We start from the raw sequence: 16,259 nt of genomic DNA, 5'->3' as shown, positions 1-16,259 counted from the left end.
ATTCAACGTATGACGTCGATTGCAAGTCGCGGCCTGACCCTGAGTTATCAGCGCCAGGTGATTATTGACGCGCTGGACATGCAACTGCCCCAAGGCAAGATTTCGGTATTGATCGGCAGTAACGGCTGCGGCAAAAGCACGCTGCTCAAATCCTTCGCCCGATTGCTGAAACCGCAGCAGGGTTCAGTGATCCTCAACGGCGTAGATATCCAGCAAAAGTCTACGGCGGCGGTGGCGCGTGAACTGGCGATCCTGCCCCAGACCCCGAGCGCGCCGGAGGGGATTACCGTTCGGCAACTGGTCGCTTTGGGGCGTTATCCGTATCAGAGCTGGATGCAGCAGTGGTCGGCGGAAGATGAAGCTATGGTCAACCGCGCCCTGGCGCAAACCAGTCTGTTGGCCCTGGCGGATCGCCCGGTGGACGCGTTGTCCGGCGGGCAACGCCAGCGTGCGTGGATCGCCATGACCCTGGCCCAGGACACCGGCATCGTGCTGCTCGACGAGCCGACCACGTTCCTTGACCTGGCACACCAGATCGAAGTGCTGGACCTGTTGCGCGACCTCAATCGGCTGGAAAACAAAACCATCATCATGGTGCTGCACGACCTCAACCTGGCCTGCCGTTACGCCGACCACATGGTGGCCGTGCACAACCAGACCGCGTTCGCCCAGGGCCGGCCCGATGAGGTGTTGACCGAGGCGTTGGTCAAAACCGTGTTCGACCTCAATTGCCGGATCATCCCCGATCCGTTCTTCGGGACGCCGCTGTGCATTCCGTTTGGCCGGGAATTGCCGCAATGAATCTGGCGGGTTATTTCACGGCGCCAGAGTGGGCCGTGTTGTCCGGCGGGTTGCGGCTCAAGGACAGCGCCGAGCGCGACCCATTGCGTTCGCTGGTGGCCCGGGACTTGTTGCAGGAAGAGGTGTGCGAGCAATTGCTGGACAGACTGGGCCCGGTGATCGGCTCGCCCACCCGGGCGATCACCGCCTCACTGCTGGGCAAGCGTTTATCGTTTTTGGCCACGGGCGCGTGTTTGTATGCGATGTCGGTGTATGACAAAGGCTTGCTGATGTCGCTGGACAACACGGTGGTCGAATACGGCCATGATGACGGGTTGTGGACGTCGTCGATGCCGATCAGCCATTCCGTTGCGCTGACGTATGAAGCGGGCGAACGCGAAGCCTGGCGCGAAACGATCGTTCAAGCGCTGTTCGCCGATCTGCTTAAACCGCTGTGGCAAACCTTCAACCGGATCACCGGTGTTTCCCGGCGCATCCTCTGGGAAAACACCGCCGTGCGCGTGTATTCGCTGTATGAAAAACGCATGGCGAAAATCGAAGATCCGTCGGTGCGCGAGCGCTGTGAAGCGGATTTCCAATGGCTGATGACTCAAGCCGAACCCGCGCTGTTCGGCCTCGATTACAACCCGCTGAGCCATTTCCGCCGACCGCCGACGCTGGTGGACGACGGGCAACGCAGCATTCGTTTTCGCCGCACCTGTTGCTTCTACTATCTGGCCACCGAGCCTGCTGAGTACTGCTCGACCTGCCCATTGCTGCGTCCGGGGAAAAAGTGCCGATGAGTTACCTGATCAGCCCTCGCCAGCAAAACCTCAGCCCGGAGCTGCTCGAAAAATACCGGTCGATCCCGTCGTCCACCATCGGCCACTTCTCCGACCAAGGCTTCCTGCGCGGGATCAAGCCGCTGTTCAATGACATCCGCATGGTCGGCAACGTCGTTACCGTCAAAGTCTTCCCGCCGGATGGCAGCGTTTTGCGTGAAGCCCTGTTGCTGAGTCAGCCGGGGGATGTGCTGGTGATCGAATGTGTGGGCGATCAAGAGTGCGGTTGTTGGGGCGAATTGCGGACCCTGGCCGGGTTGATCAAGGGGTTGGCTGGGGTGGTGGTGTCGGGCGCGGTCACCGATGTCAGTGCTTTGCGCCTGCATGGGTTGCCGGTGTTTTGCCGCGACGTCAGCGCCTACACCACCCGAGGCATTGGCGCCCGAGGGGAGGTGAATCAGCCGGTCCAGATTGGCGAGATTCGGGTGCAACCGGGGGATTTGGCCATTGGTGACGATGACGGCGTGTATATCCTCGATGCGGCGCGCGCGACCGAGCTGTTGCCCGAATTGATGGTCAAGGAAGAAACCGACCAACGCCGTCGCGCAGAATTCCTGCAGAGACTCGCAACCCTAAGGCTCACCTAGAACCTGTAGGAGCAAGGCTTGCCCGCGAAGGCGTCCTCTCTGACGCTAAAAGCTTCGCGGGCAAGCCTCGCTCCTACAGGGATCACCGTTTTTTCACGATAGGGAACAGCGTTTTTTATCGATAGAGAGCAACATTTGTCATCGAAGAGATCAGCATTTTCCACCGACCTATTGCCGCGCAACGCAGCAATACTTTGATTCTTCGGTCAGTTTTTTTGTAACAGGTTGTTTGCCGCAAGCGCAGAAACCTTTAAAGTTAACCTTTCGGTCAGCTTTGCACTGTCTATTCAGCCTTTTGCTTCGTTCAAAAGCGCTCCTGCAAGACTCGAGATCCCCAGAACATAACCAGAAGGGCGGACCCATAACCGCCCAGAGGATGATCCATGTCCAACCGTGATATTTCCCGGCGCTCGTTCCTTCAGGGCGGGCTGGTGGCGGGTGTGAGCGTGACGCTTACACCGCTCAGCTCCCAGGCGCTGGCGGCCTTGATGGAAAACAGCGTGACCGTGCCGTCCGAGCAATGGCTCGGCAACAACGGCAAGGCGCGCCAACGTAACGACGCCTTGTCCAAGGTCTGCGGCAGCAAGGTCTTTGCCCGCGACATCCGCGCCAAGGACATGCCGGGCTGGCCCCAGCAGCAGGGTCACGCCATGTTGCTGAAAATCACCAAGGCTGACCGCATCTATGCCGGCTACGACCTGGCGTGGCTCGGTGCCGACTTGCAGCCCGACCGCATCGTCACCGCCGCCGACCTGGACAAGGACGGCATCGTCTTCCCGGAAGAGCACGCCCCCGATCCGCTGCTGCCGGAAGGCAAGGTGCCGATGTTCATCGGTCACCCGGTGGCGATCCTGATCTGGAACGACTTCGAGCGCTTCCGCCAGGCCAAAGCCAAGCTCAAATTCAATGACAAAGCGATTCGATACGGTGCCCAAGTGCCGTTCTACGAAGGCGATCCCTACGGCAGCTTCCGCTACGTGCGGGTCGGCGGCGCGACCTCGGCGGACGAAGACGAATTCGCCAGCCTCAAGGATTCGATCCTGTTCCCGATGCTGAAAAACCGTCGCCCGGTGTGGAATTCCCAGCCGGACCTGCACGGCAACCTGACCGAGCGCGGGCTGTTTTACGCCGACCGCATGAAGCAGCAAATCGACAGCCCGCCGGACAACTGGCTGGTGTTCGACGAACGCTACAAAACCCCGTCGATCGAACCCGCCGCGATGGAGCCGGACAACGGCAACGGCTGGTACGACCCGGCGACCAAGACCCTGCATTTTGTGGTCGCGACCCAGTGCCCACTGGAAGCCGCCACCGAAACCGCGAAGATGATCGCACCGTCACGTTTCGGCCTGGCCAACCTGAACATGCACCCGGGCTACACCGTCGGTTACGGCTCCAAAGACCACAACATCTTCGTCTACTACGCAGCCCTGGCCGCGTTGTACGGCGCCGGTGTGCCGGTGCGTCTGGCCAACGACCGCTACGAGCAGTTCCAGAGCGGGATCAAGCGTCACCCGTTCGATATCCGCTACCAGTTGGCCGTGGACAAGACCGATCACAGCTTCCAGATTTTCCGCGCCGAGATGAGCGTCGACGGCGGCGGGCGGATCAACTACAGCCCTTCGGTGGCGGCGGTTGGTGCCACGGCGGCGCAGTCGATCTACTACATGCCGCAGAACGATTTGCAGGTCACGGCCTACCATTCCCGCGCCGTTGAAGCCGGCTCGATGCGCGGCTACGGCACCCTGCAAAGCATGGCGTCCACCGAGATGATGGTCGATGAAATCGCCGGTCGCCTCGGCATCGACGCCATCGACCTGCGCAAGAAAAACGCCATGCTCTCGGGCATGAAAAACACCCAGGGCGCGGTCCCGGCCGGTGCCTTGCGCCTGCATGAAATTCTCGACAAGGCCGCCGTCCACGAAGTCTGGAAAAACCGCGACGCGATCAAAAAGCAGCGTGAAGCCGCTGACCCGGATCACTGGTACGGCGTCGGTTTCGCCATTTGCCAGAAAGACTTCGGCACCGGTTCCGAAGCGCCGATGGCCAGCATCGAATTCACCGCCGAGGGCCACGTGACCCTGCGCCACATCGGCATCGAAATCGGCACCGGCATGTCCACTTCTCAAGCCTTGGTGGTGGCGGATTTTATCGGCATCCCGGCCACGGAAGTGAAGACCGGCGAAACCGAATGGAAAGAGCTGCAGCTGATCACTGGCGGCAACCCGTACATCATGAGCCAGGCCGAACAGGACGGATTCCTGCGCAACCCGCGCTGGGTCGGCAAGCTCGCGTCGGCCTCGTCGGCGACCAACTCCGCGTACTACTTCAGCCACGCCACTCGCGAAGCGTCCCGGGTGTTGTTCAACCACGGCTTGTGGCCGGCGGCGTTGCAGATCTGGGGCCAAGGCCCTTACGGCGGCCAGGCCAACCCGTATGTGGTGCGCCGCGAAGACGCGCATTGGGTCGACGGCAAACTCACCGCCAACGGCATGCAGCCGCTGAGCTTTGAACAACTGGCGAAACACGCCCACGAAAAAGGCCTGGTGACCGGCGCGACGGTGCACGGTTTCAACCGCTGGAGCTGGGCCGAGGCCGAGTTCAGCATCGACGGCGTGCGCGAGCGTCTGCCTCTCGACGGCTTGGCCGTGAAGTACGGCGACGGCGCACCGAAGGCGAAACTGGCGCAGATGACCAGCGCCGGTTTCCACTTGCTGGATCGCCAGAACGTGCACTACCCGGATACCCAGTTGAACAACGCGGCGGTGACTTACTACAGCCCGGTCGCGACGCTGGTGGAATTGAAAGTGAACAAGGGGTCGGCCGACGTGCAAGTGCTCAACCATCACTCGTGGGTCGAGTGCGGTCGGGTGCTGGTGGAAGAACTGGTCAGGGGCCAGCTCGAAGGCGGGATCGCCATGGGCATCGGCCATGCGCTGCTCGAAGAGATGCCGCTGTACGAAGGCGGGCCGGGGGAGGGTGACTGGAACTTCAACCGTTACCGCTTGCCGATGGCGCGCCACGTTGCAGTGTGGAATCAGACCGCCGAGATCCTGCCGCCGCTGTCGCCAAGCGATCCCTCCAAGGGCATTGCCGAAGTGGTGATGATCCCGGTGGTCGGCGCCATCGGTAACGCCGTGGCCCACGCCATCGGCAAACGGGTCCGCGACCTGCCCATCACTTCTGCACGCATCAAGGAGGCCCTCAATGGCTAACCGTCCGTTTCAACTGACCCTCAACGGTCAATCCGTCGGCCCGGTGGACATCCCTGATGACCTGCCGATGATCGACTACCTGCACGAATACAAAAACCTCACCGGCTCGCGTCTTGGCTGCGGCCAAGGCATCTGTCATGCCTGCGTGGTGATCGTCGACAACCCGGACGGTACCAGCGAAGAAGTGCGCACCTGCATCACCGGCGCGCATTACTTCGAAGGCAAGAAAGTGCGGACCATCGAAGGCCACGCGACCCGCGACGAGCAGGGCAAGGTCACCGAACTGAACCCGATCCAGCAGCGCTTCGTCGATGAATTCGCCTTCCAGTGCAGCTATTGCGCGCCGGGTTTCGTGAATGCCGCGACCGTGTTGGTCGAGAAGCTGCAGCGTCAGCCCATCGTCAAAAGTCAGCTGGAAAAAGTCATCGAGGATAGCCTCGGTCACCACATCTGCCGCTGTACGGGGTACGTGCGCTATTACAGCGCGACCCGCAACGTGCTGACCGATCTCGGCCTGGTCAAGGAGGGTTAAGCCATGAACCGTTTACTTTCCCGCCTGGCATTGGCGGTTGGCCTGGCTGCGCCTGTGTTGCTGGCTCACGCGGAGGACCAGGTGAAGCGCGGCGAATACCTCGCCCGCGCCGCCGATTGCATGGCGTGCCACACCGCACCGGGCGGCGCGCCGTATGCAGGCGGTCTGCCGATCATCTCGCCGTTTGGCACGATCTACGGCACCAACATCACCCCGAGCAAAGAGCACGGCATCGGTTTGTACAACGATGACGAATTCTTCGCGGCGCTCACCGAAGGCAAGCGTCGCGATGGCGCCAACCTGTACCCGGCGATGCCCTACACCTCATATCACTTGATGCCGCGAGAAGACTCGGACGCGATTCACGCCTACTTGAAAACCGTCGAGCCGATCGAACGTGCAGCACCGGTCACCAGCCTGAGCTTTCCGTTCAACGTACGACTGGGTTTGATGGGCTGGAACATGCTCTACGGCAAGGACGTGAAACTGGCGCCGACCGAGGGCAAAAGCGAGGAATTCAAGCGCGGCGAGTACATGGTCGAAGTGCTCGGCCACTGCGGCGAATGCCACACGCCACGGGGTTTACCCGGCGCGATGCAACAAGACAAACGCCTGACTGGCGGCCTGCTCAACGGCTACCTGGCGCCAAGTCTGCTGGCCACTGACCTGGCCGCTCGCGGCTGGAATCACCAGGACTTGAGCACGTTCCTTAAACACGGGATGAGCGCCCAAGGCACGATGTTCAACGAGATGTTCCCGGTGTTCCACAACAGCACCCAAGGCCTCAACGACCCGGACCTGGCGGCGATGGCGACGTATCTGCTGGGCGATCCAGCCCCAGCGGCGAAAGTGCTGACCGAAGTGCCCCTGGACAAGATGAGCCCCAGCGCTCAACGCGGTCGCCAGGATTATCTGAACGTTTGCGCCGGTTGCCACGCACCGAACGGCGAGGGCAAACCGCACATCGCCGTGGCCATGCGCGGCAACACCACGTTGCGCCTGGAAGATCCGCGCAACCTGCTGCGGGTGATCGAGGACGGCATCGGTGAGCAGAAATTCGCCGGGTTCGAACGCATGCAACCGATGCCGGGCTTCGCCGACAAACTCAATCACGAGCAACTGACCGATCTGCTGAATTACCTGCGTCAGGGTTGGGGTGGTCAGTCGAGTGAACTCGCGGTGAGCGACGTGCAGAAGCTGCAAGCGGACGCACCACCGGCCGAGCACAAGGCGCACTGACATGCAGCATCTCGATCTGCAGGTTGTGCGCCGTGCACTGGAGTGGTCTGTCGCCGGTCAGCGGGTCTGGCTGTGCACGGTGTTGACGACCTACGGCTCGGCGCCTCGTGCGCCGGGTTCTTTGCTGGCGGTGAACGCGGAAGGGCAGTGGATTGGCTCGCTGTCCGGTGGCTGCGTTGAGGAAGATTTCCTTGAGCGGGTCGCCGAGGGTTTGTTTGATCAAGCCGTCAGCGTCGTGCGGTATGGCGAAGGCGATGACCCGCGCTCTCGGGTGAGCCTGCCCTGTGGCGGTGTGCTCGATGTGCTGGTGGAGACGCTTGAACCGGATTGCGAGGTTCAGGCGCATCTGCGGGAACTGGAATCGGCGTTGCTCGGGCAGCGTCGGTTGATCCGCGAGGTCAATCTGGCCAGCGGCGCGCGCAGTGTATTCGCCGACAGCGAGCAAGGTGCGCGCATTGATCGTGAAATCGACCGGGTGCGCGTGCGGATCGGCGCGGCTCAGCGGCTGTTGCTGGCGGGGTATTCCAGCGTTGCCCAGGCCTGTGCGGAATTTGCGGTGGGCCTGGGGTTCGAGGTGATTCTGTGCGATCCACGGGACGAAGTGCTGGAAGGTGTGGTGCTGGAAGGCGTCGAGATTCGTCGGCAATTGCCGTCGGTGTTTATCGCTGATGGCGGCTGTCACAGGGATACGGCGGTGGTGGCGTTGACCCACGATCCACGGATTGATGATCTGGCGATGATGGAAGCGGTGCGCACCGAGGCGTTTTATATCGGTGTGATGGGGTCGATGCAGACGTCGCAGAAGCGCTTTGAGCGGTTACGCAGGATTGGTGGGTTGGGGGATCTGGAACTCGCAAGGATTCATGCGCCGATCGGGTTGAACCTCGGCAGCAAGACTCCGGCGGAAATCGCCTTGGCGGTCCTCGCTGACATCTTGCGAATCCGTAGCGGCATCCCCCGAGATCGCCTCTGATCCTTGTAGGAGCGAGGCTTGCCCGCGAAGAGGCCGTCACATCCAACATCCATGTTGGCCGACAGTCCGCTTTCGCGAGCAAGCTTCGCTCCTACAGGGGTTTTGTTGTCGTGTCAGTCGACATCAATGTTGCCTGACACACCGCTTTCGCGAGCAAGCCCGCTCCCACAGGGGAGATGTGTTGTTGGTGGTTAATTGTTCGCAGCCTCACCCTTCAAAAAATCAATAAACGCCCGCAACTTCTTCGGCGTGTTATTGCGTTCAAAGTAATACAGATAAAGCGTACTGGTCGGCACCCAATCCTCCAGCACTGACACCAACTCCCCGCTATCCACGTGTTTTGCAATCGGCGCATGGGATAAATACGCAAACCCAAACCCATCCAGCGCCGCCCGTAGTAGCAATTCACTGTCATTGGTCGCCAGGCGTCCCTTGACCGCAATCCGCGTGTGCTTGCCGTCCTTCTCGAACTCCCAACGGGGCAGGGCGCCTGACGCGGCGCTGCGATAATTCAGGCATTCATGCTGCAACAAATCCTGCGGATGCTGTGGAATCTTCCGGCATTCCAAATACTCCGGCGAGGCCACCACCACAAAGCGCATGTCCAACAGAATCGGCACCACCACCATGTCTTGGGCCAGCACATCGTCATAACGGATGCCGGCGTCAAAGCCTTGGGTGACGATATCAATCAGGCTGTTGTCCACCGCGACTTCGAGATTGATCCCCGGATGGGCCAACAAAAACCGGCGCAGCAGCGGTTGCAGGATCAGCCGACTGGCGCTGGAAGGCACACTCAAACGCAGGGTTCCCGCCACCTCATCACCGGCCGCCGACGCACTGCGCAACGCCAATCCCAGATCCTCCATCAACGGCGCGATCTTGCTGATCAACTGTTCGCCTGCTTCGGTCACGTTGACGCTGCGGGTGGTCCGGTTCAGCAGCCTCAGTCCCAACTGTTTCTCCAGCTCGCGTACGGCATGGCTGACCGTGGACACCGACAAACCCGTGGCATCGGCGGCGCTGGTGAAACTCTTGGCATGGGCAACCTGCATAAACAGCCGCAGTTGCTGAAAATCCGGCTCTTTCATTGTGTGGTTTTTCCGAAAAGGTCTTGCAGATTATGGCTCTTTTTCGCAAAGCCGAGCGTGTCCATACTCAGGTCCATGGCTCGCACTGGCGGGCAGCTAACTGGAGGAAGATCCGCATGACTGCATCGACTACAAAACCAGTCTGGTTCATCACCGGCTGCTCAACAGGTTTCGGCCGTCAACTGGCCTTGCACACCCTCAGCCTCGGCTACCCGACCGTGGTCACGGCGCGTAACCCGGCGCAGGTCGAAGACATCGTCAAAGGTCACGAAGACATCGCACTGGTGTTGAAACTGGACGTGACCGACCCGGCGCAGATCGATGCTGCCGTTGAAGCCGCTCAAGCGCGCTTCGGCCGTATCGACGTGTTGGTGAACAACGCGGGGATTGGCTACTTCGGCTCGTTCGAAGAAAGCGATCTGGAGCAAGTGCGCAACATGATGGAAATCAACGTCTGGGGCCTCGTGCAGATGACCCGGGCCGTGTTGCCAGGCATGCGCCAGCAGCGTAGCGGCTCGGTGGTGAACATCTCGTCCGTCGGCGGGATCGTCGCGTTCCCGGCAGTGAGTTTCTACCACGCCACCAAGTTTGCCGTAGAAGGTATTTCCGAATCCCTGTCCCAGGAAGTCGGGCCCCTGGGCATCAAAGTACTGATCGTCGAACCCAGCGGATTCCGCACCGATTGGGCGGGGCGCTCGGCCAACGAGGCGAGCCGGACCATCAGCGATTACGACGAAACGGCGGGCAAACGCATGGAAATGATCCGTGGCTACAACGGCAAGCAGCCCGGTGATCCGGTGCGTGCGGCGGTGGCCATCGTCGATGCGGTCGAAGCCGAGAACCCGCCATTGCGACTGCTGCTGGGCAAAGCCGCCCTGGCCGGTGGCCGCGGCAAAATCGAAGCCCTGCGCAAAGACTTCGAAGGCTGGGCAGAAGTCAGCGAAGGCGCAGACTTCCCGAGCTGACACCGGTGTTCTACCTGTGGGAGCGAGCCTGCTCGCGAAGACGGCATATCAGACAACATAAATGTCGACTGACACCCAACCCCCTGTAGGAGCAAAGCTTGCTCGCGAAAGCGGTGTGTCAGCCAAACTGATGCCGACTGACACACTCCCCTCTGTAGGAGCGAAGCTTGCTCGCGAAGGCGGCGCATCAGGCAACATCAATGTCGCCTGACACTCCGCCTTCGCGAGCAAGCTTCGCTCCTACAAGGGATTGCGATATCGCTTAGTACCCAAACTTATCCCGCAACCCGTAATACCAAGCCCCCAACGCCGCAAACGGCGTGCGCAACAGTTGCCCGCCCGGAAACGGGTAGTGCGGCAAATCCGCAAACGCATCAAACCGCTCAGCCTGTCCGCGCAATGCCTCGGCCAGCACCTTGCCCGCCAAATGCGTGTACGTCACACCATGCCCGCTGCAGCCCTGGGAGTAATAAATGTTATCCCCCAGCCGCCCAACCTGCGGAAGACGTGACAACGTCAGCAGGAAATTTCCGGTCCAGGCGTAATCAATCTTCACATCCTTCAACTGCGGAAACGCCTTGAGCATCTTCGGCCGAATAATCGCCTCAATGTTCGCCGGATCCCGCGCGCCATACACCACGCCACCGCCGAACACCAAACGCTTATCCCCGGTCAGTCGGTAGTAATCGAGCAAGTAATTGCAGTCCTCAACACAGTAATCCTGCGGCAACAGACTCTTGGCCAACGCATCACCCAACGGCTCAGTGGTAATCACCTGAGTCCCGCACGGCATCGACTTCGCCGCCAGCTCCGGCACCAAATTACCGAGATAAGCATTGCCCGCCACGATGATGAACTTGGCCCGAACCTTACCCTGCGGCGTATGCACCACCGGATTCGCCCCGCGTTCAATACGCACCGCCGGCGACTGCTCATAAATAGTGCCGCCCAACGACTCCACGGCTGCCGCTTCACCCAGCGCCAGGTTCAACGGATGAATATGCCCGCCACTCATGTCGAGCATGCCGCCGACATACTGATCGCACGCCACCACATCACGGATGCGCTTCTGATCCAGCAACTCAAGCTGCGTATGACCAAAGCGCTCCCACAACCGCTTCTGCGATTCCAGATGCCCCATCTGCTTGGCCGTGATAGCGGCGAACACACCGCCGTCCTTCAAATCGCACTGGATATTATATTTGGCGACCCGCTCACGAATAATCCGCCCACCCTCAAACGCCATCTGCCCCAACAACTGCGCCTGCTTGGGCCCGACACTGCGCTCGATCACATCAATGTCACGGCTATAACTGTTAACGATCTGCCCGCCATTACGACCCGACGCCCCAAACCCCACCTTGGCCGCCTCCAGCACCGTGACCTTAAAACCGTTCTCCAGCAAAAACAGGGCAGAGGACAACCCGGTATAGCCGGCGCCGATCACACAGACATCAGTCTCAACGTCACCCTGCAAAACCGGACGCGGCGCAACCGCATTCGCCGATGCAGCGTAATAGGACTCTGGGTAGGGGGTGTTCGCCATCCTGCAGCCTCTGTTTAATATATTTTACGAGTCCGCCGATCCTACCCGAGTTAAAAAACCGCCGCCAGCCACCGGAAAATCTTCGTCACAGCAGCGAAATTAAATATTTTGCATATTCATAGGGTTAGCTCGAAAAAAGGTGTTGACACCCCTCCGGAATTCCGTAGAATGCCGCCTCACAGCAGGCACGTAGCTCAGTTGGTTAGAGCACCACCTTGACATGGTGGGGGTCGTTGGTTCGAGTCCAATCGCGCCTACCAAACAAAATCCGCTCTGCTGGGCGGTCTAGAAGGGCTCACCGAAAGGTGAGCCCTTTTTTGTTGCCTTGGATTTCATCAAAACGTTTACAAAATATCGAGTTCGTTCACACTGGGCAATGTGAATGCCGATATCAGTTCATTCACGGATGGGATTCTGCTCGGGCCGGTGGGGGTTGAATCGGATGTTGAAGGTTGTGATCAGCCTTGCGACTGCCTGACTGCGATGTCCCGGATGGTCTGGATATTCTGGTGGATTGCCGAGAGTACAAACCACACACCAGAGCCTAGGCACCCGACGGCGAAGCCAATCAGGGCACCGATGTACTCGTAATTGCCCTTCATTACAAAATATCCCACAGCTGTTGCCACGATGATCCCTATCCAGGCGAAGAAATTCACTACGGTGATCACGATGTCTTTCATTGTCTTTGCGTCCTGCGTGGTTTGAGTTGTTGTCATTTTGCTATCATCGAGATGGGTGGTAAATGGCTAGTCGTAGTGAGAAATCCTGAGCCCCGGGTGAGCGTGCGACGTGATGGCACGGTGCTGGCGTAGCGGTTACCGAAAGCCAACACTGGATTTGTCCACGGGGTTCCACGGATTGCACTGAGTGGCGATAAAAGCCAACAGTATCAAGGAGGGGATTCATGGAATGGTTATCGGTACGCGAGGTTCATATCAGTGGAGGCATCAGAGTTCTGAGTTATGACAGGTCGTGTAATTTTCTCTATCCGGGCGATATGACCGGCGAGAGGACAGCTATTGAAGTACAAAACTACACCTCGCTATTCTCAGACATTAGAAGGCTCGGATTGGAGGTCGTAGGATGCGATTTCTTTACGGGAGCACACTCACAAGCACGACCTGAATGGCGCATCAAACCGTCATCAGGCTCAGGCTGGCTCACATGGGATCAAGGTAGAGATTGGTCCTTTATTGCAAATGGTGCGTTTAAAAAGGGCGATAGCAAACTTTATGATATAGCCACTCGTATATCTCATCAGCTCAGGAGTTGTGAGTGGCGAGTCCGACAGCTATCGGAAACCTATATGGATCAGTTGAACGCCAAATTGCAATCGGGAGACTTCAAGGATGGCCAGCGCTTCCTTGACGGATTTACAGAGCTCTGTTACTTGGCCGCCCAAACCTTTCTTATTGACGCTTGCACTCTCCGAGATTACCTGATCGAATTTTACTGGCATGTTAAGCCTACAAGCTCAGCAAACATTACAAGCATTGGATCACTATGTAGTCATTGGAGAAAGTCCCCGCCGACTGACCCGCACGGAGTGGAAATTCAAAAGATATCCTCTCCGGGAAACTGGCTAGATATCCTTGGTAGTTACCGGAATTTGATAATTCACGCAGCGCCATTAGCAACGGCGGGAGCAACGCTCTTTGCCATTACAGGAATCGTCAAACTGTCTAACTCGGAGTCTTTACCTTTCGTCAAGTTGCCGTTGCCGTCTGACCCGGGAAAATTAAAAGATGACCGTAATTCAGGTAAGCATTTTGACGATCCTTCACTCCGGCTGGCACGCTTCCATAACATCATCGAAAAAGACGATGCGGTTTCAGCCCTAGATTCGTTGACTTATGCTAACTCTTGTCTTGAAAAATTAAGCATTTGGGCTGCATCGCTCGCCGAACTATCTCCAGTGGAGGCCGAAATACCAGTCATTGTCCCTATCGCAGGCTCACTCAAAATCACATAGATAAATGATTAGCTATGCAAGCAATCTTTTCATGAAGTGAGTGAGCAGGAGCTAGGCTTCTACGCTGTGTGCTTTCCAGCGTAGAGGTTGGTGGATGAAAACTGCATGGCTTATCACGTGGAAATGGTTCGGCGATCATGCTGCTGTAGAAGATGAGGTGGTTGCAATCGTCAGCTATCGCCGTTCAGGTCCATACATCAAGGACTTGATGGAAAATCTGTATATCGAAAAAACCTCATCTTTTTCCGAAAAGCTTGTCTATGCAAAAGACAGGAAAGCGATTCCTTATCCCGCCTCATATTTTACGATCAATGGTGTTCCATGGATGGGGAGCATTTCCTGCGGGGATAATCCATTTCTGTTCGGTCGACTGGTCAGCAATGTTCGGGTCGAGGTGCGGGATGGTGAAGAGATGTTGCGATGGGAGGAGCGCCCGGTTCCTGCTCTTTCCGTGTGACTCACCTCCCACGCCCAGTCACTCCGCAGTTTCCAGTAGAAAAGGTGACAGATCTATTTAAAAGGTGAATCTCTTAAATAGATCCGCCACCTTTTTGATTGTTTTTGATTAAGTGCGCGGCCATTTGCCATCATTCAACACCCAGCTCTAACCCGATATCCTCCGCACCCCGGCAAATAAAATTGATCAGTGGATTTTCAGTATGGCTTTTGGGAGTTGTCCTAGAGCCAGCGCTTGAGCTTCCCGAGAAGGTCGATGCTGCCCAGCTACAGGCTGGAATTCCCCAAGGACGAACAAGGAAGCTCATGTGAGCGGATACGTACCAAACCCGCCGAAGGGCTACCGCAACAGCGGTGTAGAACCTGTTGATATCCATGCCCAGCGTTGGGCGGAATACAATGACCTCCCTCCGAAAGAAGACAACAAACCAAATAGCCTGGGTTGCGTGTTCGCCAAGAGCTGCGACCTTCCTGACGGTGTGATCGACCACAAGAAACCAGCTGGGTTTATCCCTGTCGAGAAGGTAGGCAACTACGGCGAGTTTGCCATTCTCGGTGGTCGTGAAACGGATGCAGACGGGAACATTCCCCTCAAGAAAATCAGCGGTAGCGCCCTACCCACTGCAATTGGGACACTTATATTAGGTGGGGCAGCCGTTGCGACCACTTCGTCCTGTGGCGCTTTATGTACTGCTGGCGCTGCTGGTGTTGCAACGGAGACTGCTGCTGCAACAGGAGTCGGGGCTGGGGCAGGCACTGGTATTGTGACTGCTGGCGTAGTTGCCGGGTTCTTGGGAGGAATGGTTGCGATGTTGTGGTCATCGAGCTTGGGCGATAGCTCCTTATATACAGAGGATCAACTTCGCTCACTCAAGCAAGCTCGAACGCGTGTCCGTCTGCACATTGAACAACAGGCCGATGGCACCCTAAAGGGATACGGGTACAACACCCAGAAGCGCGGCGAATGGGAAATGATTCCCGTAGTGGGGTTCGTAGTTCAGGACGCCAAGCAAGTGGCGGACTTTGGCGATGGCGTGACATTGATTTGGACGCCAGCCGTTGACCCATCCAGCACGTCTGGGATTCCACCGCTAGAAGGTGCGCCACAAGCTCCACAGATTTGGATTTATCCGCCCACCGAACAAGCGGATAACATCATTGTCAGCCCGATCTACCCGGACGAATACAAGGACTTCATCCTTGTGTTCCCGGCTGGGTCTGGCATTCAGCCGCTGTACATCGTTATCAGCGCTCGCCACTCACCGGGCACTGTCACAGGTCAAGGACAGGACGTGTCCGGCATCTGGCTTGCTGGCGCTGGCACGGGACTTGGTTCACCGATACCAACGAGAATTGCTGATCAGTTACGTGGTCAGAAGTTTAAGAGCTTCGATGATTTCAGGGCGGCATTGTGGACCGCCGTAGGCAATGATGCCGAGCTAAACAGTCAGTTCAAGCCCAACAACCAAGGCTGGCTAGCAAAAGGCAATTCACCATTTGCACCAAAAGCAGAACGCAATGGCGGAAATGGTCGTTACGAGATTCACCACATCGAACACATTCAACATGGCGGCGCTGTGTACGATATCGATAACCTCTCTGTAGCCTCGCCAAAACGTCACGTTGAAATCCACAAGGAAGACAGGCAGAAACTATGAAAAACACAATCAGCGACTACACAGAAAGTGAATTTGTAGACCTGCTACAGCGCATCATTAGCCACGATGGCACGGAGCCGGAAGTGGACAAGCTGGTGTTCCACTTTGAAGAGATGAGCGAGCACCCTGCTGGGTCTGATCTGATTTTCTACCCGGAAGACGGAGCCGATGATTCAGCATCAGGCATTACCCAAACTGTGAAGGAATGGCGTGCTGCTCAAGGCATGTTGGGATTCAAGGAGGATTGATTTCCAGCTCTTGGGAGAAGGTGTGACGACAAGGGCACAGCTTTCGAAGTAGGATCGGAATATCCCCGAGAAGAGGCTGCATGAGTATCTACCGCAGAAAAGGTGGCGGATCTATTTAAAGGAGAATCTATTAAATAGGTCTGTCACCTTTT

Annotated in this window: 15 protein-coding genes and 1 tRNA gene; 13 read left to right on the top strand and 3 right to left on the bottom strand. The window is 57.8% G+C overall.

Annotated features, from left to right (window positions below; genetic code table 11):
* Nucleotides 1–9: 9 nt before the first annotated feature.
* The 7 genes from BK667_RS25635 to BK667_RS25605 all read left to right on the top strand — a co-directional run bounded on the left by BK667_RS25635 (nucleotide 10) and on the right by BK667_RS25605 (nucleotide 8,168).
* Entirely contained in the window at nucleotides 10–801 is a 792-nt protein-coding gene (locus BK667_RS25635; RefSeq protein ID WP_054615494.1) for an ABC transporter ATP-binding protein, read from the top strand.
* Nucleotides 798–1,583, top strand: coding sequence for an IucA/IucC family C-terminal-domain containing protein (locus tag BK667_RS25630; RefSeq protein ID WP_123599285.1), 786 nt, complete (start codon nucleotides 798–800; stop codon nucleotides 1,581–1,583). Before BK667_RS25635 ends, BK667_RS25630 begins: the two co-directional genes overlap by 4 nt.
* Nucleotides 1,580–2,209 (top strand): RraA family protein, encoded by a 630-nt coding sequence (locus BK667_RS25625; RefSeq protein WP_123599284.1) that lies wholly within the window; start codon nucleotides 1,580–1,582, stop codon nucleotides 2,207–2,209. The genes BK667_RS25630 and BK667_RS25625 overlap by 4 nt, the downstream gene beginning before the upstream one ends.
* Before the next feature lie 383 nt (nucleotides 2,210–2,592).
* Nucleotides 2,593–5,424: a xanthine dehydrogenase family protein molybdopterin-binding subunit gene (locus tag BK667_RS25620; protein WP_123599283.1), complete on the top strand. Its 2,832-nt coding sequence runs from the start codon at nucleotides 2,593–2,595 to the stop codon at nucleotides 5,422–5,424.
* Complete coding sequence (locus BK667_RS25615) at nucleotides 5,417–5,956, top strand: (2Fe-2S)-binding protein (RefSeq protein WP_123403637.1); 540 nt, start codon at nucleotides 5,417–5,419, stop codon at nucleotides 5,954–5,956. The genes BK667_RS25620 and BK667_RS25615 overlap by 8 nt, the downstream gene beginning before the upstream one ends.
* A gap of 3 nt (nucleotides 5,957–5,959) precedes the next feature.
* Entirely contained in the window at nucleotides 5,960–7,195 is a 1,236-nt protein-coding gene (locus BK667_RS25610; protein WP_123599282.1) for a c-type cytochrome, read from the top strand.
* A gap of 1 nt (nucleotide 7,196) precedes the next feature.
* The gene (locus BK667_RS25605; protein ID WP_123599281.1) at nucleotides 7,197–8,168 is read left to right on the top strand and encodes an XdhC family protein; all 972 of its coding nucleotides are present in this window, start codon (nucleotides 7,197–7,199) and stop codon (nucleotides 8,166–8,168) included.
* Nucleotides 8,169–8,359: 191 nt separating this feature from the next.
* Here the strand turns inward: BK667_RS25605 and BK667_RS25600 are convergent, their stop codons facing one another.
* On the bottom strand, nucleotides 8,360–9,259 hold the full coding sequence (locus tag BK667_RS25600) for a LysR family transcriptional regulator (protein ID WP_123512574.1): 900 nt from the start codon (nucleotides 9,257–9,259) through the stop codon (nucleotides 8,360–8,362).
* 116 nt (nucleotides 9,260–9,375) lie between these two features.
* Here BK667_RS25600 and BK667_RS25595 point away from each other — a divergent pair, with 116 nt between their 5' ends.
* Nucleotides 9,376–10,224 carry an oxidoreductase gene (locus BK667_RS25595; RefSeq protein ID WP_123599280.1) on the top strand — a complete coding sequence of 283 codons (849 nt, stop codon included), beginning with the start codon at nucleotides 9,376–9,378 and terminating at the stop codon, nucleotides 10,222–10,224.
* A gap of 262 nt (nucleotides 10,225–10,486) precedes the next feature.
* Here the strand turns inward: BK667_RS25595 and BK667_RS25590 are convergent, their stop codons facing one another.
* Nucleotides 10,487–11,770 (bottom strand): NAD(P)/FAD-dependent oxidoreductase, encoded by a 1,284-nt coding sequence (locus tag BK667_RS25590; RefSeq protein WP_123512578.1) that lies wholly within the window; start codon nucleotides 11,768–11,770, stop codon nucleotides 10,487–10,489.
* A gap of 183 nt (nucleotides 11,771–11,953) precedes the next feature.
* On the opposite strand from BK667_RS25590, the gene BK667_RS25585 reads away from it, so the two are divergent.
* Nucleotides 11,954–12,030: transfer RNA gene (locus BK667_RS25585), tRNA-Val, on the top strand.
* A gap of 198 nt (nucleotides 12,031–12,228) precedes the next feature.
* Here BK667_RS25585 and BK667_RS25580 read toward each other — a convergent pair.
* On the bottom strand, nucleotides 12,229–12,453 hold the full coding sequence (locus BK667_RS25580) for a hypothetical protein (RefSeq protein ID WP_148060165.1): 225 nt from the start codon (nucleotides 12,451–12,453) through the stop codon (nucleotides 12,229–12,231).
* 224 nt (nucleotides 12,454–12,677) lie between these two features.
* On the opposite strand from BK667_RS25580, the gene BK667_RS33140 reads away from it, so the two are divergent.
* The 4 genes from BK667_RS33140 (at nucleotide 12,678) to BK667_RS25565 (ending at nucleotide 16,107) form a co-directional block, all read left to right on the top strand.
* Nucleotides 12,678–13,745: a hypothetical protein gene (locus tag BK667_RS33140; protein WP_148060164.1), complete on the top strand. Its 1,068-nt coding sequence runs from the start codon at nucleotides 12,678–12,680 to the stop codon at nucleotides 13,743–13,745.
* Between the two features lie 94 nt (nucleotides 13,746–13,839).
* On the top strand, nucleotides 13,840–14,202 hold the full coding sequence (locus BK667_RS25575) for a hypothetical protein (RefSeq protein WP_123599278.1): 363 nt from the start codon (nucleotides 13,840–13,842) through the stop codon (nucleotides 14,200–14,202).
* Between the two features lie 307 nt (nucleotides 14,203–14,509).
* Nucleotides 14,510–15,859 (top strand): pyocin-S2/colicin E7-DNase domain-containing protein, encoded by a 1,350-nt coding sequence (locus BK667_RS25570; RefSeq protein WP_123599277.1) that lies wholly within the window; start codon nucleotides 14,510–14,512, stop codon nucleotides 15,857–15,859.
* Entirely contained in the window at nucleotides 15,856–16,107 is a 252-nt protein-coding gene (locus BK667_RS25565) for a bacteriocin immunity protein (protein ID WP_123599276.1), read from the top strand. The genes BK667_RS25570 and BK667_RS25565 overlap by 4 nt, the downstream gene beginning before the upstream one ends.
* Nucleotides 16,108–16,259: the final 152 nt, after the last annotated feature.

The organism is Pseudomonas frederiksbergensis, assembly GCF_003732705.1.
GTDB classification, from domain to species: domain Bacteria; phylum Pseudomonadota; class Gammaproteobacteria; order Pseudomonadales; family Pseudomonadaceae; genus Aquipseudomonas; species Aquipseudomonas frederiksbergensis_F.
Note: the sequence above shows the minus strand (reverse complement) of the source record. Positions and strands in the feature narration are given on the sequence as shown.

Coding starts and splice junctions, on each gene's coding strand:
- BK667_RS25590 (WP_123512578.1), bottom strand. CDS start 11,770: ATGGCGAACACCCCCTACCCAGAGTCCTATTACGCTGCATCGGCGAAT.
- BK667_RS25610 (WP_123599282.1), top strand. CDS start 5,960: ATGAACCGTTTACTTTCCCGCCTGGCATTGGCGGTTGGCCTGGCTGCG.
- BK667_RS25625 (WP_123599284.1), top strand. CDS start 1,580: ATGAGTTACCTGATCAGCCCTCGCCAGCAAAACCTCAGCCCGGAGCTG.
- BK667_RS25630 (WP_123599285.1), top strand. CDS start 798: ATGAATCTGGCGGGTTATTTCACGGCGCCAGAGTGGGCCGTGTTGTCC.
- BK667_RS25635 (WP_054615494.1), top strand. CDS start 10: ATGACGTCGATTGCAAGTCGCGGCCTGACCCTGAGTTATCAGCGCCAG.
- BK667_RS25620 (WP_123599283.1), top strand. CDS start 2,593: ATGTCCAACCGTGATATTTCCCGGCGCTCGTTCCTTCAGGGCGGGCTG.
- BK667_RS25580 (WP_148060165.1), bottom strand. CDS start 12,453: ATGAAAGACATCGTGATCACCGTAGTGAATTTCTTCGCCTGGATAGGG.
- BK667_RS25615 (WP_123403637.1), top strand. CDS start 5,417: ATGGCTAACCGTCCGTTTCAACTGACCCTCAACGGTCAATCCGTCGGC.
- BK667_RS25600 (WP_123512574.1), bottom strand. CDS start 9,259: ATGAAAGAGCCGGATTTTCAGCAACTGCGGCTGTTTATGCAGGTTGCC.
- BK667_RS33140 (WP_148060164.1), top strand. CDS start 12,678: ATGGAATGGTTATCGGTACGCGAGGTTCATATCAGTGGAGGCATCAGA.
- BK667_RS25605 (WP_123599281.1), top strand. CDS start 7,197: ATGCAGCATCTCGATCTGCAGGTTGTGCGCCGTGCACTGGAGTGGTCT.
- BK667_RS25565 (WP_123599276.1), top strand. CDS start 15,856: ATGAAAAACACAATCAGCGACTACACAGAAAGTGAATTTGTAGACCTG.
- BK667_RS25575 (WP_123599278.1), top strand. CDS start 13,840: ATGAAAACTGCATGGCTTATCACGTGGAAATGGTTCGGCGATCATGCT.
- BK667_RS25595 (WP_123599280.1), top strand. CDS start 9,376: ATGACTGCATCGACTACAAAACCAGTCTGGTTCATCACCGGCTGCTCA.